The following is a 24409-nucleotide window of genomic DNA, read 5'->3' as shown; positions in this document are numbered from 1 at the left end:
AGTGTATCCTCTCTCACAAAAAGCATTTTAGGTTTGCGTTCAATCGACAAGGTGTGTATAGTTATATAAGTCGCCGCGGGGTGGAGCAGTTCGGTAGCTCGCCGGGCTCATAACCCGGAGGTCGCAGGTTCAAATCCTGTCCCCGCAACCACGTGATAAGTAGCCCCAGTTGGTATGAATCTGATTGGGGCACTTTTCTTTTCCCCTTCATTGTTAATCATCGCAGTGGAGGGGATTTTTGCGTTAATGATATTTTCCCCAAGTAATTCTCCTAACGTAATTCCTAGCATTCCCGCTGTAACAATTAGATCTTCTAAGGAAAATAGTGTTTTCCCTCGAAGTTTTTCGGAGATTGAAACTGAGCTTAAGCCTAGTGTTTGGGCTAGATCTTTCTGCTTTATGCCAGCTCTTGTAATCCATACTTTGATTTCTCTGCCGACTACAGCCAGCATACTTAAGTAATTTTTTCATTGTTCATCATGGTTGCATGATTAGCAAGTTTTACTTTCTTAATCAACGATAGAGAAGAAAGAATTTAAGCTGAACCAAATTTTTACTTGAAAAGTTCGGTTTAACCGTTTGATGATTTGCTTTGTTATTTGCCTGTCAAGCTTTTTATGTGCTTACGTGAGTTCTCTGTAAATTCAACACTCCAACTCATAGACCTAATTCAGCTTTGATGCTATCAAGGGAGTATGTTTTAGCTTTTCCAGAACGTGTTTGCTCCGCGTCTTGGCGAAGCCCATAGGCGTGCTCAAGTTCTCCGAGGTGCTCTTCGAGTAGGGAATTGATGTAGAAGGAAACGGTTCGGTTAGTTTCTTTGGATAGGCTTGCTAAGCGTTCTTGAATGTCTGGGTCAGCCTGGAAGGTTATTACTTTTTTGGAAGGTACTTGTGTGCGCATAAGAGCAGTGTATTACACTGCATACAATACGTTTTCTTTCTTATAGCCAACAATAGGCAGGTTTGTATATCCAAAATTTTCATAGAATGTTAGGAATGTTTTGGTATGTCGTCGAGACCCCCACTAATTCCTGCTAGTTCGCTGATTTCTATGCTCTCTATCTTCCGTCAGCTTCTCGTTAAAGCCGGAAAATTAGAGTGTTCAGCTATAGAAGTAGAAAAAGTAAGCGAAGATGCTTTTTCTCGGTGGATTGAAAAATACAGCGGTGAGTATTCTCGAAAAGAGATCGCTGATTTTATTGAGATGGATGCTGCTAATCTCTCCCGCCAGATCAATAATCAGACGCTGAGCTTTGATAGGTGCTTAGCGGTTGCTGAATTCTTAGGTGCAGATGCTCGAATTCCCCTTATCTGCTGTGGGCATTTAGGGTTAGAAGATTTTTCCGATGGGCTAAGTCAAATGCTTGCAAAGGCTTCTTTGGGCGCTCTTGTTGACGTTGTGATGACAGGTCAGAAGTTTCTCATGAGTGAGATAAACGAGCTTGGGAATAAATAAAGCCATCTATCACCTCCTTGTGGGAAGTAACAGACGGCTTTACATCATCAGCGTCAATAGCTTTAAGCAACAGGCGACTCTACTCTAAGGTAGAGCCACCTGCTGTTTTAGGCCATCTTAGGTTCGTACTTCTTGACATCCAAGAACAGACGAACTTCTCCAAAAACTGCTAATAGCATCAAAGCAGTACCGATGAGTGGGTTTTGGTAAAGAACGAAAATGTTATTCAACTCAATATCTTTTGTAAAGAGGAAATATCCAAAGCAAAATACTGAGATGAAGCCAAAGAAGTTGTATGTGAACGACCGGCCAGATTTTGTTTTTAGTTTTTTATCTAAGTTGTACATATACGTAACCGTAGTCCTATGGTGTGCATGCAATAAGAGTGGTTGAGGTTAGGGTATCCCTGTGAGTGAATGCTGCATCAGGCATGATTTCTCCGATGGGTAATTAGGTGGCTTTTCACTAGCGAAAGTTACTTATATGGTAACAGTCACTAATGTATGCGCTAGTGAAGGGGGTGTCAATGATTTTTAGAGTAAAAATTATTTAAAATAGTGATTACGTCATAATCTGCAAAAATGTAGATTAACGCCTTTTGTGTGCGTAATGTAGACAAGTTCTAAATTGTTTAAAATCATGTTTAAAACAGTGGTTACCTACCTGTATCTATAGGTGACCAAGTGTTCTAACTAGGGCTAGAAAACTTTTTCTTATCCCTCGATAAGGGCTCAGGAACATCTGCTTGGTACCATTTCGCCGAGCTTTCTCTCTTTCAAGCCTTGCCTCTGCCGTTAACTAAAACGTTGGGAGCAAGGGATATTTGTGTAAGCTGCCTCAAGAAGGGCAGGACTACTTAGGCGAAGCTGTTTATTGGCTTCTATGCCTTGATAAATAATGGGAGATTTTTTCGCTGGCAAAAATTGCTGCAGTAAGGGTGCAACTACTTGGACTGTGCTCTGTTGTGACACTGCATAAATAGTGTTTATGAGGTTACGTCTTTTATGCTCTTGTTCTCGCTATGAATTGCTTTCTCTGGCAGGCTGTTTTCCTGCAAATATTAGGTGACTAGAGAAAAATTAATAACTGAATCACGAATAAATATGGTGCGCAGATGAAATAATAAAAATAGGCAGAACACACAAATACATTGTTACTTTCAGTCCCAAGCGTGGGTCAATATATACAGTTAGAGGGCGTTACCTACCTGTAGTAGGTAACGCCCTCAACTATAGGTGCGGTGAGGTGATGACATTATTGATCGTATCGAGGTTTCTGCCACTCAGGTTTTTCTTGCTGAGCATAGCGATAATACTCGGTGTACGTTAGCTCGCTAGCTGCATCTTCGTCAATAACAATGGTGACCTCAGGGTGCATTTGAAGAATCGAAGCAGGACAGTACGTTCCAATAGGTCCTTCCACCATCTGTGCGATGGCGCGGGCCTTACTCTTTCCTTGAGCTACGAGGACAATTTTTTGAGATTCCATGATGGTGCCAATACCTTGTGTGAGACAGTGGATAGGAACCTGCTTAATATCATCATCGAAGAAACGTGCGTTATCTTCTCGGGTACGAGGAGCTAAGGTCTTAATGCGTGTACGAGAGACAAGAGAAGAACCTGGCTCGTTGAATCCAATATGCCCGTTGGCGCCAATGCCTAGAAGTTGAACATCGACACCGCCAGCATCTTTAATGCGTTGTTCGTATGCTGCGCACTCTACTTGGACATCCTGAGCTTGGCCGTTAAGAACGTGCACGTTCTGAGCTTGAAGACCAATTTTTTCAACAATTTCACGGTTGATGACAGCGCGGTATGACTCTGGGTGCCCTTCGGGAATTTCAACGTATTCGTCCAACGCAAAAGCCTTGACTGCGCTTACGTCAAGCCCGTCGCGCACCAGCTCTGCTAAGTGTTCATAGGTTTTGATGGGGGAAGAACCTGTAGCGACACCCCATACAGCTTGTGGGTTGTGGCGTACAGCGTCTGCCATGATTTCTGCGCTGTATGTACCAACTTCTTGTGCTGTAGAGAGAATGATGATTTCCATAAGTACAGCATAAACCACAAATCATTATTTGTATGAACCAATAAAATCTTTTTCTCGTATAAACTAGAAAATATGCGAACCAAAACGACCAATAAGCAGACCAATTCCCGTCGGCAGGGCGCTAATTCCCTACCCGCAGAACCTAAATATCGTTCGCTAGCTCGAATTATTGAAGAACGTTACGTTCTCGAAGGTAAACCACACGACACGCTACCAACAGAACGAGAGCTACAAAATATTTTTAACGTCTCACGAGACACTATCCGAAGAGCGCTCTACTCACTATCCGTCCGTGGACTCATCTACAACATTCAAGGCTCTGGCACATACATCGCAGAATGCCAAAGGATCACTAAAAAACCACACCTCACCTCCTTTACCGAAGACATGACAGCTCGAGGACACCTGCCTGCTTCAACCACCGAAAGCTGTAGCATTGTGCCAGCATCGGCAACCGTTGCCCGTAACCTCAACATCTCTGCAGGAGAAGACGTATACGAAATCATCCGTCTCCGAACCGCCGACGGAGTGCCTATGGCCTATGAAAGAGCCTATTTTCTCGTTGAAGCCTTCGCCGGACAACAACCCCAAGTTCATGCATCCCTCGATGAACAACTACAACGTACCGGCTACCGTATTGTGAGCGCCCACCAAAGGATTAGCGCAACCAACCTCAACGCAGAAGAAGCACTTGCACTCGAACAACCCTTTGGGATTGCTACGCTCAAGGTAGAACGTATCGGATATACCGAACGAGGTATCGCCGTGGAATCAACACAAACGCTCTACCGCGCAGACCGCTATGATTACGAAATGCGAATTATCCGAGACGACGCTTAAGGACACACCATGAAAACACTGATTCACTCAACCCGTATTTTCTCCCCACAAGACCAAAAACTTTTCACAGGATGGGCCATTATTGAAAACGGAAAAATCACCTCCCAAGGTGTAGGAGAACAACCTCAGCTAAAAGAAGAACACGAAATACTCGATGGTACCGGAAACATCCTAACTCGCGGATACACCGATATTCATTGCCACGGTGGCGGGGGAGTAGCCTTCGAAGACCCCGAAGAATGCCATACCGCATTAAAAACGCATCGAGAACAAGGCACACTACGTGTTATCGCCTCGTTGGTAACGAACCAAGTTCCTGACATGTGCGATACCGTTGCCGCACTAGCCCAACGCTGCCAAGAATATGCTCAACCAACACAAGAGCATGCAGCACTTGTCGGAATTCACCTTGAAGGCCCCTTCCTCTCACCCCTACACAAGGGTGCGCACCGTGAAGACTACCTCACCGCACCAACACCAGAACTTGCAGAACAACTGATTGAAGCTGGCCAAGGCTACATTAAACAAGTCACTTTAGCTCCTGAAACTGACCGCGATTTAGCTGCCACAAAAACTTTTGTGCAACATGGTGTTCGCGTTGCTGTTGGACATACGGACGCTAACTATGAACAAGCCAAAGCTGCTTTTGAAGCAGGCGCTACACTGCTCACACACACTTTTAACGCAATGAGCCCTTTGCACCATCGTGCACCAGGCCCCATAGCCGCCGCTTTAGACACCCCAGGGGTAACCTGCGAAGTCATCGTTGACGGTACTCACGTGTATGCGCCAATGGTCAGAATGCTATTTGCTCAAGCTCCTGAACGTATAGCACTGATTACCGACGCTATGGCAGCGGCTGGTTGCTGCGACGGAAACTATAAACTAGGTAGCCTTGACGTTACCGTTAAAGACTCCGTAGCACGGTTAGATTCTAATGGTGCTATTGCAGGGAGCACACTTACCCTAGGAAGAGCAACTCGTACCGCGTATTCCTTTGGGATTCCTCTAGAACAAATACTCTCTTCAGCAACCACAATACCTGCTCAAGCCTTAGGCATATCTGATGAAACTGGCTTGTTGCTATTGGATGAAGAACTGAATCTCGTACGTTCTTTCATCTAAGAGCCTCGATATCGTTAAAGAACTTGCACGAGCACACTAAAAACATGAAACAATATACGAGGAATACACAGATGAGGAAACCCTAGGGACGTTCATGAAACCGCTTGTAATAGGAATTGCCGGAGGAACCGGCTCAGGAAAAACTACGCTGACGAACGCTCTCGTAGACTCCTTCGAAGGTCAAGTCGCCGTAATATACCACGATAACTACTACAAACGTCACGACGAGCTCAGCTACGAAGAACGCTGCCAACTCAACTATGATGCCCCCGAAGCCTTCGATAACGATCTTCTTATTGAACACCTTGATGAACTACTCAACGGGCAAGACATCGAAACTCCAGTATACGATTACACGGTACATAATCGTTCGGACCAGACGATGTCTGTCAATACCCGACCTATTATCATCATTGAAGGTATTCTGATTTTCGCTGAAGAACGTATCTGCTCACGTTGCGATATTAAGATTTTTGTTGATACTGATGCAGATGTTCGTATTCTTCGTCGTATGCGTCGAGACGTTCTTGAACGTCAAAGAACTATCGAATCGGTAGAACAACAATATCTCACCACAGTAAAGCCTATGCACGAGCTCTACGTGGAGCCTTCAAAACGACAAGCTGACATTATCGTCCCAGAAGGCGGCAGCAACCTCGTCGCTTTAGAAATGCTCATTCATCGGGTGCAGAACCAACTAGCTATTTCCCAACCATAAAACGTTCTCCACAGAATAATGCTGGGGTGCGAAGAAAACTTTTCGGTTTTCTCCGCACCCCAACATTATCTGAACGATACGATAATTTAAGAATTCTTGTTCTTAAGAGCTGCCAGACGTGCCTCTAACTCACTTTGTTTGCCGAGTTCTTCTAACTCATTAAACTGGGCATCAACAGAAGAAGCTGCCAATTCCTGTGCACCACGAACACGCGCTTCTTCACGGCGGACTTTCTCTTCAAAACGTGAAAGTTCTGACTGAGGATTCATAATGTCAAAGGACTTTAGCGAATCATGAACCTGAGCCTGAGCTGCCGCATTCTTTTGACGAGCAACAAGCTCATCACGCTTCGCAGAAAGCTCACGTAGCTTCTCTTGCATCTTTGCTAGACCGTCTTTGAGCTGTGCTACCGCTTGAGTCTGAGACTCAATCTGCGGTTTAGCAACGGCCATCTCTTGCTCAAGGCTCATCTGACGGCCAAGAGCGACTTTTGCAAGATTATCGAACTTATCTGCATTAGCAGTATCCCCAGAAGCACGGAACTGGTCTGCTGTACGTGAAGCAGAGAGCGCCTTATCTCCCCATTCTTGCGCTTCACGCTCATCAGAAGCATAGTCTTCTTCAAGGAGGCGAAGATTACCAATGGTCTGCGCTACTGCTTGTTCTGCTTCGGTGATATTAGCGGAATAGTCACGCACCATCTGATCAAGCATTTTTTGGGGATCTTCTGCAGCATCTAGCAAAGCATTAATATTTGCTTTTGCTAACTGTGCGATACGGCTAAAAATAGATTGTTTTACCATTGGGTCACTTCCTCAAAAGTTTCCTAGTATTATCGAGCCTCCACAAGGAGACAATAACTATATTGTGTCAGTGTTTCTTCATAAGATACCGAGAAAACACCTAAAAATCATAGGGTTTATCAAAAATTAACTTTAGAAATTTCCGCCAGTACCAGGTCCATCGAAACCACCAAAGCCACCATCAAAACCATTATCAAAACCTCCACCAAAACTCGTATTACCAGAAGAAGAACCTCCACCGTTGAGCAATGTTCCTAAGAGGATTCCTCCCAACATTGCAGAAGGATAATCCCCATGCTGTTGCTGCCCGAAACCTTGAACATCCTGCGAGGAACGGTCTTTTGCCTCTGTTGCTAAACGAATTGCCTGCTGCGCATGTTCTAGTGCGCTAACAGGGTCTTGATGCTGTAACTGTTGAGCCTGCTGAAGATAACGTTGTGCCTCTTGTAAGGCAGTGCGCGCCGGCGTTTTGACACCACCGCGACGTGCTCGTACAAATTCAGAAGCACTATGAACCTGCGTCTGGGCAGAGAAGAGAGTATGTTTGAGACTCTCACGGGCACGTTGCGTCTGCTCCTGAAATTCTCTAATCTCTTTGAGAGAATCATCAAGATGAGTACGTGCATTCTCTAAACGACTCAACATTGCTAAAGGATCAATCTGTTGGTTCTGAAGATGCGCACGAATCTGCTGAACAACACTTTGAAGACCATCCGCTGCGCTCGCCATGTGTGCACGGTCTTGGTGCTGAGCAAAACTTTGTGCTTCGGCAATATCTCGTTCTGCTAGAAGTAGTGCGTCTTCGACAGAGCGCTGCGCTTGTCTTAACTGTTCGGGCGATGCCATGACTGACTCAAGCAATTTTTGTGCTTGAGAGAATGCTTCTTGGGTAGCATGGATGTCTGCTGAAGCTTGATCGTATTGTTGCTCGGAGACTTTCTCCTCAGCAATTTTTAGGCTACGACGACCGAACTCTAAACGCTCTACAGCTTGTTGATAGTTATCGGTTACCTGCTCTAAAGCAGATGCTGTGTAATGGTTCTGTAGCTGCTCTATCACTGCTAGCGCCTTGGGTTCTTGGGTGCTAAGACTTTGAGAAGACTTCTGCAACGTGGCAATGAGTTCTGGAGCGTTACGAGCGATTTGTCGTAGCTGGCTAATGCTACGTAATTCTTGATGGAGCTGAGTAATAATGTCTTGGCAACGAGAAATAATATCTTCAAGCCACTGACGTTGGTCTTCTTCGGTGTCGGGAATATCGTCGTCAAGCTGCCGTTGTAATTGGAAAGCTTTTTGAAGACTATCTTTTGCGGTAGAGATTCTTTCGACGAAGCTGTGAACCGTAGAATCCCCATATTGCATGCGCGCAAACTCGAGTTCTTGTTCTGCCTCAGCTATAGAGTTATCGGCCTGTAAGAGAAGAGAATCGGCGTTGGCACGTAATTGCGGTAGCGGGGTAGAAGGGGTACGTCTTTCATGTGAGGAGGCTGGGACTCTGCGTAATTTTCGAGAGTTCTTTCGAGAAGCATAGTATGCGGCACCGCCGACTCCTAATACCGCCAGACCACCGAGCATACCGAAGGTTCCTAGTGAACTGTCTGAACCTTCTCTGGCCTGTTCGATGGCTGTCATTGCTGCAATAGCAGCCTGCTGATAGTCAGATTTTTTGAGGTAAGGAAATACCTTATTCTGGTAGATATCTTGAAGTTGCTCTTCGGAGAGAACCTGTGAACTACCTGCTTGGAAATAGGCTTGACGTGAATCGGTGGCGACCGCTAAAACAACGTCATTAGCTCCCATGTTATTGAGCTGTGCTAGTTCCTTGACCCATGCTTGAGCTTGGTGTGGGTGTTCAAAATTCTTGACTAAAACAAGATAAAAATTCATATTCTCTTTTTGAGAGAATTGTTCAATCTCTTCGGAGAGCCCCTGATGCTGAGATACAAGGTGAGCTTCATCAATGATTCGAGTACCGGCGGGGATTTTCATGGGTTCTTCTGCGAATGCAGGTACCTGAACACATGCCAGAAATACCACGGAACTTGTGAGAAGTGTCCTGAGAAAAGTGCGATTTTTTGCCATGTCTTCCTCTGTGCCCCTTATCTGACGGTGATGAAGAATCTTATGCTCATTCTAAAACGTTATTTTTTCTTTGGTAGAGCAGTGGAAGACAATTCGTCTTGAGCGTAGAAAAAATAACACCAAGAAAACTTGCAAGAACCTCCCAGAAAATAACCAGAGTAAGTTCAATAAAACTCCAGATAAATGATAGATAGTAAAGATACGTAAAAAATAGTAGATATTTGAACAGGTATACACTGAGGATATCGACACAGGCCTTTAAAACAAGAAAGAAGAATAACAATATGTCACAAGAACCTTGGAACCAACAGCACAATTCAAACACTGCCGGATACCAGCAAAACCCTTATGCCCCTACCTCGCAGAATCAACAACCCTATAACACTTCCGAAAACCAACACGGCTACACTGGCGCATACCACACCGAATCACCCTACTACACCTCATATAACACCCCCTACTTTGAAGAACACCCCAAAGCATCTAAAAAATATGCAGGTGGCGTACTCCTCGGCGCTGCACTCATCGCCTCACTCATCGGCGGAGGAGTCGGAGCAGGTGTTGTTGCTCTCTCACAAAACACCTCATCAACTATCACCACCACCAATGCCGGAACAACCATCGTTAATAACAAAGACTCCGTCAACGCCATTACCGCTGCTGCAGAAAAAGCAATGCCGTCAGTTGTGACCATTGGTGTTGTTGCACCAGGAGCTACAGGCTCTGGGTCTGGAATCATCCTTGACGGAGAAGGCCATATCCTCACCAACACACACGTTGTAACTCTTGATGGAAAAGTCAATAACCCAGCAGTTGAAGTCCAACTTTCAAACGGACACACTGTTAGCGCAACCATCGTCGGAACAGACCCCACCAGCGATCTTGCCGTCATCAAAATAGACCCCAGCGGACTAACCCTCACACCAGCAACCCTAGGAAACTCCCAAAAGCTTAACGTCGGAGAAACAACCATCGCAATTGGTGCACCGCTAGGGCTACAAAACACCGTGACTGACGGAATCATTTCAACCCTATCCCGAACTATTCAAGTAGCATCCTCAGAAGCACCCGAAGAAACACCTCAAGAAGAACACCAGCGACCCAACCTCGGAAACCAAAACCTTCCCTTCCAATTCCAAATCCCCGGACAAGATATTGACGGAGTATCAGCGCCAAAGAAAACTATTTCTTTGAACGTCCTCCAAACAGATGCCGCTATTAACCCCGGAAACTCTGGCGGTGCACTCGTCAATACTCAAGGCGAAGTAATCGGTATCAACGTCGCCATCGCCTCAGCACAATCAGGCCCATCCTCAGCAAGCTCGGGAGGAAACATCGGCGTTGGATTCTCCATTCCCATCAACTATGCCCACCGTATTGCCCAAGAAATTATCAAAGACGGCGTAGCAACTCACGGATTCCTTGGCGCTAACGTCTCTACCTCACCAGCCGATAACGACCAAAGTGAAATGTTCGGCGACGGTGCTCGTATCGAGGCAGTTGTCCCCGACAGCGCAGCAGCAAAAGCCGGATTGCAAAAAGGTGACGTTATCACCATGTTTAACGGGCATCGTATTACCGACTCTACAGAACTGACAGCTAGCGTCAGAGAAGCAGCAGCCGGACAAACCGTCAAAGCAACCATTTTGCGTAACGGCTCATCTGAAGAAAAAGAAATCACTCTCGGCAACGCCGCAGACGCCCAGAAAAAATAACACCAACACCTCAACAAAAGCTATAAAAATAGAGGGGGTAGCAGTCTAACCTGCTACCCCCTCTCATAAAATCCCATTGATATGAGACGAAAACACTCCTTAAAGCAGTGCCCCTGAGAAATCATTCTGACGCCACGCCTCATACACCGCAATAGACGCAGAATTTGCAAGATTTAGCGAACGACGTCCTTCTAACATCGGAATACGAACCCTCTCCGTGACTTGCGGGGCGTTCTGAACATGCTCGGGAAGACCAACAGATTCAGGGCCAAATAAAAGAACATCGCCGGGACGATACGATACCTGCGCAAAATTCTTCTGCGCCGTCGTCGTAAAAGCAAAAACACGTTCAGGCTTAAGCTCTTCCCACGCTTGCTCAATATTTTGATGTACTTGAACAACCGCAAGATCATGATAATCCAAACCAGCACGACGCAAATGCGCATCATCAAAGTTAAACCCTAAAGGCTCCACAAGATGTAACTTTGCCCCCGTAATAGCCGCTAAACGAATAACATTTCCAGTGTTACCCGGAATCTCAGGAGTATAGAAAAGAATATTAAACACACCTCTAGTGTATGCCTTCCCTCATCGCCTTTGTCATCATCAGCCTTGACCCGCCACAGAGAAGGTGAAACATCTCATGTGCTCGTCTAGGATGATAAGCGTAAAATAGTGGAGGCCAAGTACCGCTAGATAAACCAAAGGACCTGTTCTCATGAAACGTACATACCTTGATCATGCGGCAACCACACAACCACTAGCATCCGTAATTGACGAAGTAACAGAACACCTAAAATACAGCGGAAACGCTTCAGCCTTACACTCCGCAGGACGCAGAGCACGTGCGGTTGTAGAACAAGCCCGCGAACGTATCGCCCAAGCTGTAGGCTGCGATAGTGCAGAAGTAATCTTTACCGCAGGCGGAACCGAAGCCGACAACCTCGCCATTAAAGGTATCTACCGTAAAAGAACTCACATAAACCCCCAATGCCGGCGTATCCTCATCAGCTCCATAGAACATCATGCGGTCAGCGAATCAGCAGAATGGCTCGAAGCGCATGAACAAGCGCAACTATGCTGGATACCCGTAGACTCACACGGCCTTATCGACATGAAAGCACTCAAAGCACTCATCGAAGAAGACCCCGAAAATACGGCTCTTATCACCGTCATGTGGGCGAACAACGAAGTTGGTACCATACAACCAATCCGCGAAATTGCAGAACTCAGTGCCACCTACAATATTCCGTTTCACACCGACGCAGTACAAGCCTTCGGCGCTATCCCCATCAACTTCCGCCAAACAGGGGCAAACAGCATGGCAATATCTGGACATAAAATGGGCGCACCTCAAGGTATTGGCGCACTGATTGCTACCCGAACTACCGCCCTAACGCCAGTCCTCCACGGTGGGGGACAAGAACGAGCCGTCCGCTCAGGAACACTAGATACCGCAAGCATTGCCGGATTTGGTGTAGCGGCTCAAGAAGTCACCCAACACCTCGCTGAAGAAATGGTGCGCCTTGGGACACTCCGGAACACTCTCATTGAACGTATCCGCCACGAGATACCCAACGCAACACTACGCGGGGCAGAACCCGAATCAATTGAAGAACTGGAACAAGAAGGCGCCACCCGCCGGCTACCACATAACGTACATTTCACCTTTGACGGCTGCGAAGGAGATTCTTTGCTCTTTCTCCTCGATATGGCCGGTATAGAATCTTCTACTGGCTCTGCCTGCAATGCCGGAGTTCCACGCCCTTCCCACGTGCTACTTGCCATGGGAGTTGATGAAGAACACGCACGTGGCGCACAACGTTTTACCCTCGGACATACCAGCACCAGCGAAGACATTGACGCCCTCATGGAAGCGTTGCCCGGAGCTTATGAACAAGCCCATAAAGCTGGTTTAGCGGCGCACGTACCGAATGAACACATCTGGCATTAGCAATTTGGTAAGTTGAAGACTGTCTTATACGTTCAGAGCATTCACACACAGCAATACGAAGGAAAAATATCTTTATGAAAATCTTGGCTGCAATGAGCGGTGGTGTTGACTCTGCCGTTGCCGCTGCACGCGCGGTAGAAGCCGGACACGACGTTGTTGGCGTCCACCTCGCACTATCACGCATGCCCGGAACCCTTAGAACCGGAAGCCGCGGATGCTGCACTATCGAAGACTCCATGGACGCACGTAGAGTCTGCGACCAGCTAGGCATCCCCTTCTACGTATGGGACTTCTCTGAACGATTCAAAGAAGACGTCGTTGACGATTTCATCTCCGAATACGAGGCCGGACGCACACCTAACCCTTGCATGCGTTGCAACGAAAAAATCAAATTCGCTGCACTCCTTGAAAAAGCGGTAGCGTTAGGCTTTGATGCCGTTGTGACTGGGCACTATGCAAAAGTCATTAGCGACGAAAACGGAAACCGCGAACTGCACCGTGCCGCAACCTGGGCAAAAGACCAATCCTATGTTTTGGGCGTACTTACTCATGAACAGCTCAAACACGCATGGTTCCCCCTCGCAGACACACCGTCTAAAGATGAAGTTCGTGCAGAAGCTGCACGACGAGGATTCTCCGTCGCTAAAAAACCAGATTCTTACGATATCTGCTTCATTCCTGAAGGTGATACTCGCGCATGGCTTGAAGACCATATCCAGATGAGCGAAGGCAACATCAAAGATACTCAAGGGAACGTTTTAGGCCAGCACCCTGGAGCTCAAGCCTATACTGTAGGGCAACGTAAAGGACTTGCTATCGGACGTCCAGCACCCGACGGAAAACCTCGTTTCGTACTAGAAATTCGCCCCAAAACCAATGAAGTCATCGTCGGTTCGAAAGACTTACTCGCTATCGATCGTATCCGTGGTATTAGAACTACTTGGGCAGGGCTACCCATTGATTGCGTACAAGAATTTCTTCACAAAACACCCGAACTGAACGCTCGAAGCGATAGCTTTGAAGTCACAACCCAAGTACGGGCCCACGCTGATCCTGTTGCCTCAACCGCATATATGCAGTGGGTTCTTGACGACGAGAACACCACAGACACAGAAAAAACTTCATTACGGTTAGAAACCGTCGTACATCTGAATGAGGGGTTGCGCGGAGTAGCGCCCGGACAGACTATGGTGATGTACCAAGGAACACGCGTCCTTGGACAAGCAACTATCAACTGTGCATATTCTACGGAAAGAGAAGATATTAACGCTTCATAAAAATAGTCATCACATAACAGCGCACAACAACTCACCAAAGGTAAAAACATGCCTGACTCACAAGACATCCAAGCACATAAAGAATTCGACCAGCGCGCATCATCGTTAAGAGGACAGGTTCAACCAGAAGTCCTTGAAGAGCTGTACAGCATTCGGAAAATTATTGATAATCTTGACGCTGCACTGATGCATATCTTGGCAGAACGTTTTAGGGCAACACAACGTGTCGGACACCTTAAGGCTGAACACCAGCTACCAGCTGGAGACCCTGCCCGAGAAGCTGCTCAAATTAAACGTTTGCGTTCTCTTGCGGAACTATCTGATTTAGACCCAGAATTTGCAGAAAAATTTCTGAATTTCATCATTTCAGAGGTGATTCGGCACCACGAACAAATCGCGCAAGAAAATAACACCACCGCGTCCCCGCAAGCTTGTTAAAACTGCTACCAGCAATAGCAGATGCCAGAACATCCCAGCCCTCAACACCGTGAAAATACAAACTATCACTGAAGCACCTATTAGGGTACGCGCCAGCGCAACCGGAACTCTCAGCGGAGAAAACCTCCTTGACAGCATTTTCCGCGTCCGAGGAGAGCTCGGAAACCCACACCTGCCCTTTTTACCCGAACTACCACAACGTGGATACGCCGCAACCACACTTGCCAGAACCATCGCAACCCTCGATGAACTCCACGCAGAAGGGGCCTCCTATGGGTGGCGGTTAAGTAACGGCACCTCTCGAGAAAGCGAACTGGCCCGCTCCACATTCCGTTCGGATATCAACCTATTAGCTGACGTTATTGGGCAAGAAGAAGATCGAGGGAAAAACCTCAAACTCCAATTCATGGGGCCTATCTCTTTGGCTGTATCGCTCTACCTACCCAACGGAGAACGCGCTATCAGCGACCACGGAGCTAGACGAGACATCCGAGACTCCTTCCTCAACGGGCTCTCCAACTGGATTGACACTATCGATACCGCAACGGGATCTCAACACCTCTACCTGCAACTTGAAGAGCCATATCTTGAAACAGCACTGCACGGAAACATTCCCACCGCAAGTGGGTATCGAACCATTCGACACCTACCGCAACATGAGCTTCAAGAAACATATGGTCTCATTCAACAACACTTACAGCAACGTTCCATTTCACTAGCTATCACCAGATGCGACATTCAAAACCTCAACACCATACAATCAATACCCGACGCCCTCTGGTTCGACACCACAAACTACACACAACATGACTGGGAAAAAATTGCTCCTCATGCTGAAAGAGGCAAAGAACTCTGGCTAGCAACCACCGGTAACAACCTGAAGAGCCATATCCCAACTCAGGCCTACCACCTCTGGAAAAGCTGGCGCACCATCGGACTACCCGCGCAAGCCTTATCACAAGTGACCCTCTACGATAATGCAACACTTCACCTCATGAACATCGAAGATGCTACCAACCTCTTTACAGAACTCGTTCAAACAGCTCAAGCCCTCAGCGAGATAGCCCAAGACTCATAAAGAATGTTCCACCATGATGCCCCACCCCATGAAAAGAACACGATAGACTAGGGAAGACGTCGCGACCCTATGGGAGAAAAATGAACTCTACAATTCTCATTGTTGATGATGACGAAGCTCTCGCCGAAATGGTTGGCATCGTCCTAGCACAAGAAGGCTACGAAACAGTATTTTGCGAAGCCGGAGACAAAGCACGGGACGCTTTTAATAGCAACCAGCCAGACCTCATCCTGCTTGACCTTATGCTTCCAGGGATGAGCGGTATCGAAGTCTGCTCCAAAATACGTGAAGACTCAGACGTGCCCATCATCATGCTCACCGCTAAAAGCGACACCGAAGACGTCGTCCGCGGATTAGAAGCAGGCGCAGACGACTACATTGCCAAACCCTTTAAACCAGCTGAACTTTTGGCACGTATTCGCGCTCGCCTACGTCCGCGTGAAGATCACAGCAACGAGCCACTTCGTGTTGGCGGTCTGATTATTGATTTAGCGGGGCACACTGTCTCTCGTGATGGTGCGCTGATTCCTTTAACCCCCTTAGAATTTGAGCTTCTTGCTAACCTTGCGCAGCAACCGGGTCAGGTACTCACCCGCGAAACACTTTTGGGGAATGTATGGGGATACGAGAAGACTGTTGATTCCCGTCTCGTGAACGTACATATTCAGCGTCTACGCTCAAAGATTGAAGAGGACCCCGAAAATCCTAAGATTGTTCTAACTGTTCGTGGTGTGGGATATAAAGCTGCAGCTGATAGGACCCGCCGTTAGGCAAAGTTGTGGCTAAACATTTTCCTCAGGCACCCCCTATTACGGCACGGCAATACCGCAATAGTGAGTGGTTCTCGAACCCTCTTAGGCGTTTTCGTTTGTATTGGCACCAATCTTTGCAATTTCGTGCGATTGCTGCTGCTATTGTGCTGCTGATTGTCACCTTCATTTTTGTTGGTTCTTTCTTGTCCTCGCAGATTGCTAATTCTCTCTTCCGAGGTAGAGTAGATCAATCATTACAGGACTCAGCAGCTGGGTTCTCGAATGTTCAATCACTACTTGATAGTTCTGACGCTACGGGACGCTCTGAGATTCACCGTAACGTCCTGCGGTTCTTAACAGTTCTTGAAGCTGGGGGAGAAGAATCAGAAAAGCAATGGGTGCTTGCCCCTAATAAGGGAACCTCTGCTCAAGGATTTATCTCTGAACAGAGTCAGCATGGCACAATCAGCACCTCTGACATTCCCACCGAGCTACGCGATACCATCAGCCGTAATGAAGGTATTTACTGGCAGTCTGCAAGTTTGAATATTGACGGTCATCGACAGCCTGTTATCTTTGTGGGAACGAGTATTCGTATCCCTCAAAACCCTGCATACGGTTTGTATCTGGTCTACGACCTGTCCTCCTCACAAACAACGTTGCGATATATCAACCTCGTGGTGTGGGTTGCTTTCTTTATCTTGTTGCTTATTGTTGTCACGATTGTCTGGTACATTACGCGTTCTGTGATTCGTCCTATCTCTTCTACCGCAATTACTGCTGAAAAACTTGCCGCGGGGGACTTAGGGCAACGTGTCATCGTTCGAGGGCATAACGAGACTGCTCGTTTAGGTAATTCTTTTAACCGTATGGCTGATAGCCTTGAAAATCAGATTTCTCGTCTTGAAACTCTCTCTACGATGCAACAACGTTTTGTATCGGACGTTTCTCATGAGTTACGTACACCTTTAACCACCGTGCGTATGGCAGCAGAAATGCTATACGATGGCCGCGACGAATTTGGGGTAGCATATCGTCGCCCCACGGAGTTGCTCTATCATCAAGTAGACCGCTTCGATGCGTTGCTTGCTGACCTTCTAGAAATTTCTCGTTTTGACGCTGGTTCTGCAACGTTGGATGCTGTGTCTGTGCAGTTTATGGCGGTGTTTGAGGAAGTTCTTATCTCAGTAGAACCTCATTTACAACGTACCGGTACTGAGCTGAGAGTTCATCATGATAATAGTGATATCTCTGTAGAAATGGATCACCGTCGCATTGAACGCGTGCTAAGAAACTTGCTGTTTAATGCTGTTGAACATAGTGAAGGCCAGCCGATTGACGTATATATTGCAACATCTGAGACAGCGTTAGGTGTTGCTGTTCGTGACCATGGTGTTGGGCTCAGTGAAGAACATGTAACGCAGGTCTTTAACCGTTTTTGGCGGGCAGACCCTTCACGTAAACGTACTCTTGGCGGTACCGGTTTGGGGCTTTCTATTGCAGCTGAGGACGTACGTTTACACGGTGGTACTCTCGAATGTTGGGGGCGTCCGGCAGAAGGTGCGTGTTTCCGTATGACCTTACCTCTCCGTCAAGGAGAACCTATGGGCAAATCTCCCGTACGGTTATCGGGGGATGCTCTTCCTCCCGATGAATATCTAGATATTGACGTTCCGACTTCTACCGATTCCGATGTGTCTGACGCTGAGGATAAGAACCAGCATGGTGAAAATTAGATGAAAAAAATATATTCTTCTACCAAGGTTCGTTATCTTGGTGTGGGTTTATGCTTTCTTGTCGGCGTAAGTGGCTGTGCAAGTATTCCACAAAGTGGTGCTGTTAGCCACTATGCTGATTCTCAAAGTACAAGTCCTGATACTCAGAGCAGTATTGTGCTTGATCCTCCTCGAGATGGTGCAAGTCCGCAGGAAATTATTCAAGGCTTTTTGCGTGCTGGTGCTGGTGCGAAAGATGATTATCAAGTAGCCCGTGAATATCTGACGGAAGAGTTTTCAAACTCTTGGATACCTGATGAACGGACCTTAGTATATCGGGATTCTACAACTTTAGAAGTCACCTCAGATACTGCTCATGAGGGTGCTCAACACGGCGATGAATATTCGGTCACGGTTCCTGTGGCAACTTCTATTGACCGGCGAGGAATCGCAACATCATATGCGGAAGTCTCCCCAGAAAACCTTAGGTTTAAGGTGGTTCAGGTCAATGGGCAGTGGCGTATTGCTCAGGCACCGCAAGGTACTGTGATGAACCATCATGATTTTATTCAGGTTTTTGCGACATACACCTTGTACTTTTATGACCCTACATACACCTATGCCGTACCTGACATCCGTTGGTTTGCCGACCGCCCAACGGTTGTTACCTCAATTACGAAGGTTCTTCTAGAAGGGGCCGCACCGTACCTTGAGGGTGCTGTGAGTAGTGCTATCCCCTCGGGGACAACGCTCACTCGTAACTCTGTTCCGGTGGAGGAGACTGTTGCCCAAGTGAGCTTACACGGTGAGGGGCTAGGTGCCGATATCTCACAGCTCGATATTGAACGGATGAACTCTCAGCTGACGCAAACGCTATCACTTTTGGGCGGTATCGACTCTGTCAAATTGACCTTTGACGATCAAGATGTCAAAGCTGGTCCTCTCGATAATTATGTTGCTCCTCAGGTCAACCCTAGTGTATCGGGCAATATCGTTGCTCTTGACGGAAACCAGCTAGTTACTCGTAGCGAAATTTTCAATGATGCTGACCAGAACAAAATTGTTGATATTGCGGTGGCTAATCCTCGGGATCTAGCGATGGATTACACTCGTAAAAACTTCGCGTTCTTAGACTCTCTACAACAGTCACTCTTTTGGGTCTCTGATCAGAAGATTACTCATATGTTTGATGGTGTTGGACTAACACACCCATCTTTTGACCAGTTCCAATGGCTATGGAGCGCTGATTCTACAGGCCGGTTGCGAGCTGTTTCGTATGTAAACTCTCAGGAGAAAAAACAGGTTGATGTTCGTTCTCCATGGTTAGAGGGATACGACGTGAAATCTGTTCGTATTTCTCGTGATGGTGCGCGTGCGGCGGTTGTTGCAACTCTTGACGGCGAAACATATGTGTGGGTATCTGGTATTCATCGTAGTTCTGATCACCAACCACTTGAGCTGACTTCTCCCGTCCGTTTAGGGACGACTCTTGACGTAACTGATGTCTCTTGGACAAGTGATCAGAGCCTTATTGCAGCAGATGAACTTTCGGGCGAATCTGAGATTATCTACCTATCGGGGGAGATTACTTCTGTTGAACGGCTAGATGGTTTATCTCTTATCGCTTCTGGTGCAGGGAATAACCAGATTGTTGCTCAGACAAAGGACGGGCGTCTTTACACTTTGGTCGATCGTGGTTGGTCTCGTATCGACATCCCATTGCATGACGTGAACTATTCAGGTTAGTCGCCAATTACTGCTAAAACGTCAGAAAAATATTTCATATCTTTATCCACAGATATGAAAAATCCTAAGAGTCTCTCGCCCCATAGAGAGATACTTAGTGCTGTGCTATCTTCAATGGGTTTTTATCTGCGCTTATTGTGCTCTGACGCCCTAGAACTGATTCGACCTCGAGTCTGTGCAAGCTGCGGGGCATATGGGACGAAGGCTGTGAACCGTTCTTTATGCTCTCATTGTGATTTTCAGGTTCGCCATTCACTACTGAACGTTCATTGTTCTAGAGTTGATGGAGTCGGGTGTCCAATATATTCTGCTGGGGCGTATGAACATGAGTTAGCACGCAGCATTTTGGCGTATAAGAATCATTCACGCACGGATCTTCTCGATATTCTTGCTACCGGTCTGGTTCGTGCAGTGGTGGAATGTCTCCAACAGGCTGAAGATGTTAAACGTATAGTTCTTATTCCCATGCCTTCTGACCCAAGTGCAACACGAAGACGCGGTTATGTCCCTGCTCAATTATTGGCAGAGCGTGTGTGCCGGTTGATGGGGGAGTACGCTGGTGTGTCTTGTGTATCGTATGGTCTTCTCTCCAAGAAAAAGCGCTGGGGTAGGGGAGATAAGTCGGGGCAGAAACTTTTGACGGGGGCTCAACGCCGTCAACGGCTGTCTCATTCTATGCGTTTATCGTCACCACCTCTGTCTTTTATGGGGTTCTATTATGATGTTCGTGGTGTGCATTGTCTTCTCGTAGATGACGTATTGACTACGGGAGCGACTTTAGCGGAGGGGTATCGTGTTATTTCTTCTGCTGGGGGCAAAGTGATAGGTGCGGTTACGGTTGCTTATGTTCCTTATCGGGGTGGCACCTCTACATATACTGTGGGGTATCCACCTATATCTCTTGATTAAAAGATGGTGAATGTTCGCTGTGGGTAGCGTATATATTCTCACCTGAAAAATCTTTTGCGTGACACGAGACATCTTTTGAACTAGGCTAGTGATAGGGAATCAAAGACGAATTCCTCGGCTTAGCTCCTCTTCGGATGGAGTCGCAGCTAAGTACACGCCCCCAAATATGCTGGAGGGAATTGTGGAAATTAACATCATCGGACGAAACGTTAAAGTTACTGAACGTCTGCGTGAACATGTTGAAGATAAAGTTGCAAAGTTTGAGCAACTAGGTGACCGCGTCAGCACCATCGAAATAAAATTCACTAAAGAAGGCCATTCTGGTCCAGAAATTATTGGCGCAGAAATTACTGTTATCGGTAAAGGCCCTGTTCTTCGTGCAGAAGCTACTGGAGAAGATAAATTCGCGGTCTTTGATGACACCTACGGAAAACTCCTTGAGCGTTTACGCCGTGCACGAGACCGACGCAAACCTAGCAAATCAGGAACAAAACGTCCTATCTCAGTTTCTGAAGCAACCGGATCTCTCCCCATCGTGACGGAACAAGTTGCTATCTCTGAGATACATCTAGATGATGTGCCCGTCGAAGAAATTGCTTTTTCTACCGAGTATTCTCTTGAAGATGAAGTCTCTTCACCCGTAGAAATCCGGCGTAAGACCTTCCCTGCAACACACTTAACGGCAGAAGAAGCTGTGGATCACATGGAACTCGTTGGGCATGACTTCTTTGTCTATCTTGATAAAGAAACGGGTGCACCATCTGCTGTGTACCGTCGTAAAGGATGGACGTACGGCGTGATTTCTTTAGAAAACACTCCTGAGTAAGATTCTTATTTAGTCTTTATCAAAGTAGTGTTTAAAGCGCCTAAGGATTTTGCTCAGGTGCTTTAGCCTAGCTGAAACGGCATCAAATACTGGACAGCTCACAAAACGTGGCGCCAGCTATTTGATGCCGTTTTTGTATTCTAAAACCCTTATTTCTAGGGGTTGTCCTCTAAAAATAAGGCTTAGCTGAGAGAGTAATACGAAAAGCGTTCTCATATTGACTAGTTTTTAGCCTAGAATAGTGATGATGTGCTGACATAAAGTGTCGGTACCGTATTTAAAGTTTTCGTCTCAAGGAGTCAGTTTTCGTGGCATCTTTCTTAGAGAAGATTCTTCGCGCAGGGGATAAAAAAATTCTCAAACAGCTTCGTGCGTACACTGATGCAGTGAACTCGCTCGAAAGCAGCTTTGAAAATATGAGTGACGCCGAACTGCGTGCAGAAACAGACTCGTTCCGCGCTCGCATTAAAGATGGCGAATCTCTTGACACCCTCTTGCCAGAAGCGTTCGCTGTTGTACGTGAAGCCTCAAAGCGTACCCTTGGAAAACGCCACTATGACGTTCAGCTGATGGGCGGGGCAGCCCTACACCTCGGCAATATCGCCGAAATGAAAACCGGCGAGGGTAAAACTCTTGTCGCCACCGCGCCGGCATACCTTAATGCGCTATCTGGTAAAGGCGTGCATATCGTAACCGTTAACGATTACCTTGCCGAATATCAAGCAAACCTCATGGGACGAGTATTCCGTTTTTTGGGGATGGAATCGGGCGTTATCCTTTCGAACCAGACTCCAGAAGAGCGACGTAAACAATACGCAGCAGACATCACTTACGGCACCAATAACGAGTTTGGGTTCGACTATCTACGCGATAACATGGCGTGGAGTGTTGAAGAACAGGTTCAGCGTGGGCACAACTTCGCCATTGTCGACGAAGTTGACTCCATTTTGATTGACGAGGCTCGTACCCCGCTGATTATCTCCGGACCAGCTGCAGGAGAAGCACACCGCTGGTACGCTGAATTTGCACGTTTCGTACAGACTCTTCTTCCTGAAAAAGATTACGAAGTAGACGAGAAGAAGCGTACCGTCGGTATCCTTGAATCCGGTATTGACAAGGTAGAAGACCACCTCGGAATTGAGAATCTTTACGAGCCAGCTAATACTCCGCTCATTGGTTTCTTAAATAACGCTATTAAAGCTAAAGAACTCTTTAAGAACAATAAAGACTATGTCGTCATGAATGGTGAAGTTCTCATCGTCGATGAACATACTGGACGCATCCTCCCCGGACGCCGTTATAACGAGGGCATCCATCAGGCTATTGAAGCTAAAGAAGCTGTCGAAATTAAGCCTGAGAACCAGACCATGGCAACGATTACTTTGCAGAACTATTTCCGCATGTACGACAAGCTCTCCGGTATGACAGGTACTGCAGAGACTGAAGCAGCAGAGTTCATGAATACTTACGAACTTGGCGTGGTTGCTATTCCTACGAATAAGGAAGTTCAGCGCGTTGACCACCCCGACCGCGTACATAAGAACGAAATTGTAAAATTCAACGCTGTTGTTGAAGACATCAAAGAGCGTTTTGAAACCGGGCAGCCTGTTCTAGTAGGTACAACCAGCGTAGAAAAAAGCGAGTACCTCTCTAAGCTTCTCAAACGTGAAGGTATCCGTCACGAAGTGTTGAACGCAAAAAACAACGCACGTGAGGCTGCTATCGTAGCGCAAGCAGGTCGTAAGGGAGCTATTACCGTTGCGACGAATATGGCAGGTCGTGGTACCGACATCATGTTGGGTGGTAACCCTGAGTTTAATGCTGTTGAAAAAATGGCAGAACTCGGCTTAGATCCAGAACAGAACACCGAAGAATACGAGGCGAAATGGCCTAGCATTCTTGCTGAATGTGAGGATGCGGCTCGTGCAGAACACGAAGAAGTTATTGCTCTTGGCGGGCTGTACGTTCTTGGTACTGAACGTCATGAATCTCGCCGCATCGATAACCAGCTACGAGGCCGCTCTGGACGTCAAGGCGACCCCGGCGAATCACGTTTTTATCTCTCTCTATCAGACGAGCTAATGCGTCTATTCAATGGTCAAGCAGCTGCTCGTCTGATGGCTAATGCTCCTGACGACACTGTGCTTGACTCCAAACTGGTTTCTCGTGTTGTTGCCTCAGCTCAGGGACAGGTTGAATCTCGCAACGCTGAACAGCGTAAGAACATCCTTAAATACGATGATGTTTTGAATCGTCAGCGTGAAGCAATGTATAAAGACCGTAACCAGATTCTGCATGGAGATGATCTTAAAGAACAGATTCAAATCTTTACGCGTGAAGTTCTTACCTCTGCGATTGATGCACAGGTAGGGGATAACCACGCAGAAGATTGGGACTTTGATAAACTCTGGGAAACTCTCAAGAGTATTTATCCTGTCACGATTACTGCTGAGGACTTGGCAGAAGATGCGGGAGACCGCACAAAGATTACTCGTGACCAGCTAGTTAAAGAGATTATTGCTGATGCCGAGTTAGTCTACCAAGAACGTGAAGAAACTATCGGTGCGGATTCTATGCGTGAAATTGAACGCCGTGTTGTTCTTTCTGTGATTGGGAAGCGTTGGCCTGAACATCTTTACGAGATGGACTACCTGAAAGAGGGTATTGGTTTACGTGCTATGGCTCAGCGCGATCCCCTCATTGAGTATCAGCGTGAAGGTTATGCACTGTACCAGACGATGATGGACGCTATTCGTGAAGAATCTGTCAGCTACTTGTACCATGTTGATTTGGCAAAGCAACGTACGCAGTCTTCTCCTCTGGGGATGAAGATTCCTGCTCAGCCGAAGTTCTTACAGTATTCTGCACCTTCAGAAGATGGTGGAACTGAAACTGAAATTCGTAAAAATGATTTGATGAACCAG

The 24409-nt window shown here is 46.9% G+C and carries 22 protein-coding genes and 1 tRNA gene; 16 read left to right on the top strand and 7 right to left on the bottom strand.

Features of this window, described 5'->3' with window-relative positions; all coding sequences use genetic code 11:
- The first annotated feature begins 74 nt into the window (after nt 1-74).
- Nucleotides 75-151: transfer RNA gene (locus ACN081_RS07380), tRNA-Met, on the top strand.
- Here ACN081_RS07380 and ACN081_RS07375 read toward each other — a convergent pair.
- Both ACN081_RS07375 and ACN081_RS07370 read right to left on the bottom strand, forming a co-directional pair.
- Nucleotides 108-452 carry a helix-turn-helix transcriptional regulator gene (locus tag ACN081_RS07375; RefSeq protein WP_419107428.1) on the bottom strand — a complete coding sequence of 115 codons (345 nt, stop codon included), beginning with the start codon at nt 450-452 and terminating at the stop codon, nt 108-110. The two genes, ACN081_RS07380 and ACN081_RS07375, sit on opposite strands and share 44 nt — an antisense overlap.
- A 205-nt stretch (nt 453-657) precedes the next feature.
- On the bottom strand, nt 658-903 hold the full coding sequence (locus ACN081_RS07370; RefSeq protein WP_419107400.1) for a hypothetical protein: 246 nt from the start codon (nt 901-903) through the stop codon (nt 658-660).
- A gap of 105 nt (nt 904-1008) precedes the next feature.
- On the opposite strand from ACN081_RS07370, the gene ACN081_RS07365 reads away from it, so the two are divergent.
- The gene (locus ACN081_RS07365; RefSeq protein WP_419107399.1) at nt 1009-1458 is read left to right on the top strand and encodes a hypothetical protein; all 450 of its coding nucleotides are present in this window, start codon (nt 1009-1011) and stop codon (nt 1456-1458) included.
- Between the two features lie 107 nt (nt 1459-1565).
- Here the strand turns inward: ACN081_RS07365 and ACN081_RS07360 are convergent, their stop codons facing one another.
- Complete coding sequence (locus ACN081_RS07360) at nt 1566-1688, bottom strand: hypothetical protein (RefSeq protein ID WP_419107398.1); 123 nt, start codon at nt 1686-1688, stop codon at nt 1566-1568.
- Between the two features lie 1024 nt (nt 1689-2712).
- Complete coding sequence (gene nagB / locus ACN081_RS07355) at nt 2713-3507, bottom strand: glucosamine-6-phosphate deaminase (protein WP_419107397.1); 795 nt, start codon at nt 3505-3507, stop codon at nt 2713-2715.
- 72 nt (nt 3508-3579) lie between these two features.
- Between nagB and ACN081_RS07350 the strand changes: the two genes are divergently transcribed.
- From ACN081_RS07350 to udk, 3 genes are read left to right on the top strand one after another with little or no spacing between them, the layout of a single operon-like run.
- A complete protein-coding gene (locus ACN081_RS07350; protein WP_419107396.1) occupies nt 3580-4347 on the top strand; it encodes a GntR family transcriptional regulator in 768 nt (255 codons plus the stop codon).
- Nucleotides 4348-4356: 9 nt separating this feature from the next.
- Nucleotides 4357-5472, top strand: coding sequence for an N-acetylglucosamine-6-phosphate deacetylase (gene nagA / locus ACN081_RS07345; protein WP_419107395.1), 1116 nt, complete (start codon nt 4357-4359; stop codon nt 5470-5472).
- 52 nt (nt 5473-5524) lie between these two features.
- Nucleotides 5525-6190, top strand: coding sequence for a uridine kinase (udk, locus tag ACN081_RS07340; RefSeq protein WP_419107427.1), 666 nt, complete (start codon nt 5525-5527; stop codon nt 6188-6190).
- An 86-nt stretch (nt 6191-6276) separates the two neighbouring features.
- Here udk and ACN081_RS07335 read toward each other — a convergent pair whose 3' ends face one another.
- A complete protein-coding gene (locus ACN081_RS07335; protein WP_419103539.1) occupies nt 6277-6993 on the bottom strand; it encodes a PspA/IM30 family protein in 717 nt (238 codons plus the stop codon).
- 132 nt (nt 6994-7125) lie between these two features.
- A complete protein-coding gene (locus ACN081_RS07330) occupies nt 7126-9075 on the bottom strand; it encodes a TPM domain-containing protein (protein WP_419107394.1) in 1950 nt (649 codons plus the stop codon).
- A 284-nt stretch (nt 9076-9359) separates the two neighbouring features.
- Between ACN081_RS07330 and ACN081_RS07325 the strand changes: the two genes are divergently transcribed.
- Nucleotides 9360-10790: a S1C family serine protease gene (locus ACN081_RS07325; protein ID WP_419107393.1), complete on the top strand. Its 1431-nt coding sequence runs from the start codon at nt 9360-9362 to the stop codon at nt 10788-10790.
- 99 nt (nt 10791-10889) lie between these two features.
- Here ACN081_RS07325 and ACN081_RS07320 read toward each other — a convergent pair whose 3' ends face one another.
- Nucleotides 10890-11357, bottom strand: coding sequence for a tRNA (cytidine(34)-2'-O)-methyltransferase (locus ACN081_RS07320; RefSeq protein ID WP_419103536.1), 468 nt, complete (start codon nt 11355-11357; stop codon nt 10890-10892).
- 151 nt (nt 11358-11508) lie between these two features.
- On the opposite strand from ACN081_RS07320, the gene ACN081_RS07315 reads away from it, so the two are divergent.
- The 10 genes from ACN081_RS07315 to secA all read left to right on the top strand — a co-directional run.
- Entirely contained in the window at nt 11509-12744 is a 1236-nt protein-coding gene (locus ACN081_RS07315; RefSeq protein WP_419107392.1) for a cysteine desulfurase family protein, read from the top strand.
- 74 nt (nt 12745-12818) lie between these two features.
- Nucleotides 12819-14021, top strand: coding sequence for a tRNA 2-thiouridine(34) synthase MnmA (gene mnmA, locus ACN081_RS07310; protein WP_419107391.1), 1203 nt, complete (start codon nt 12819-12821; stop codon nt 14019-14021).
- Between the two features lie 48 nt (nt 14022-14069).
- Nucleotides 14070-14459, top strand: coding sequence for a chorismate mutase (locus ACN081_RS07305; RefSeq protein ID WP_419103533.1), 390 nt, complete (start codon nt 14070-14072; stop codon nt 14457-14459).
- A 49-nt stretch (nt 14460-14508) separates the two neighbouring features.
- A complete protein-coding gene (locus tag ACN081_RS07300) occupies nt 14509-15537 on the top strand; it encodes a methionine synthase (RefSeq protein WP_419107390.1) in 1029 nt (342 codons plus the stop codon).
- An 80-nt stretch (nt 15538-15617) separates the two neighbouring features.
- Nucleotides 15618-16307, top strand: a complete 690-nt coding sequence (gene mtrA, locus ACN081_RS07295; RefSeq protein WP_419103531.1) for an MtrAB system response regulator MtrA — start codon at nt 15618-15620, stop codon at nt 16305-16307.
- An 8-nt stretch (nt 16308-16315) separates the two neighbouring features.
- Entirely contained in the window at nt 16316-18025 is a 1710-nt protein-coding gene (gene mtrB / locus ACN081_RS07290; RefSeq protein ID WP_419103530.1) for an MtrAB system histidine kinase MtrB, read from the top strand.
- On the top strand, nt 18026-19750 hold the full coding sequence (locus ACN081_RS07285) for an LpqB family beta-propeller domain-containing protein (RefSeq protein WP_419107389.1): 1725 nt from the start codon (nt 18026-18028) through the stop codon (nt 19748-19750).
- A gap of 102 nt (nt 19751-19852) precedes the next feature.
- Nucleotides 19853-20659: a ComF family protein gene (locus ACN081_RS07280; protein WP_419103528.1), complete on the top strand. Its 807-nt coding sequence runs from the start codon at nt 19853-19855 to the stop codon at nt 20657-20659.
- Between the two features lie 181 nt (nt 20660-20840).
- Nucleotides 20841-21485 carry a ribosome hibernation-promoting factor, HPF/YfiA family gene (gene hpf, locus ACN081_RS07275; RefSeq protein ID WP_419107388.1) on the top strand — a complete coding sequence of 215 codons (645 nt, stop codon included), beginning with the start codon at nt 20841-20843 and terminating at the stop codon, nt 21483-21485.
- A 308-nt stretch (nt 21486-21793) separates the two neighbouring features.
- The coding region (secA, locus tag ACN081_RS07270) for a preprotein translocase subunit SecA (protein WP_419107387.1) at nt 21794-24409 on the top strand (2616 nt) is incomplete at its 3' end.

Source organism: Rothia sp. P13129 (assembly GCF_048512865.1).
Lineage (GTDB): Bacteria > Actinomycetota > Actinomycetes > Actinomycetales > Micrococcaceae > Rothia.
Note: the sequence above shows the minus strand (reverse complement) of the source record. Positions and strands in the feature narration are given on the sequence as shown.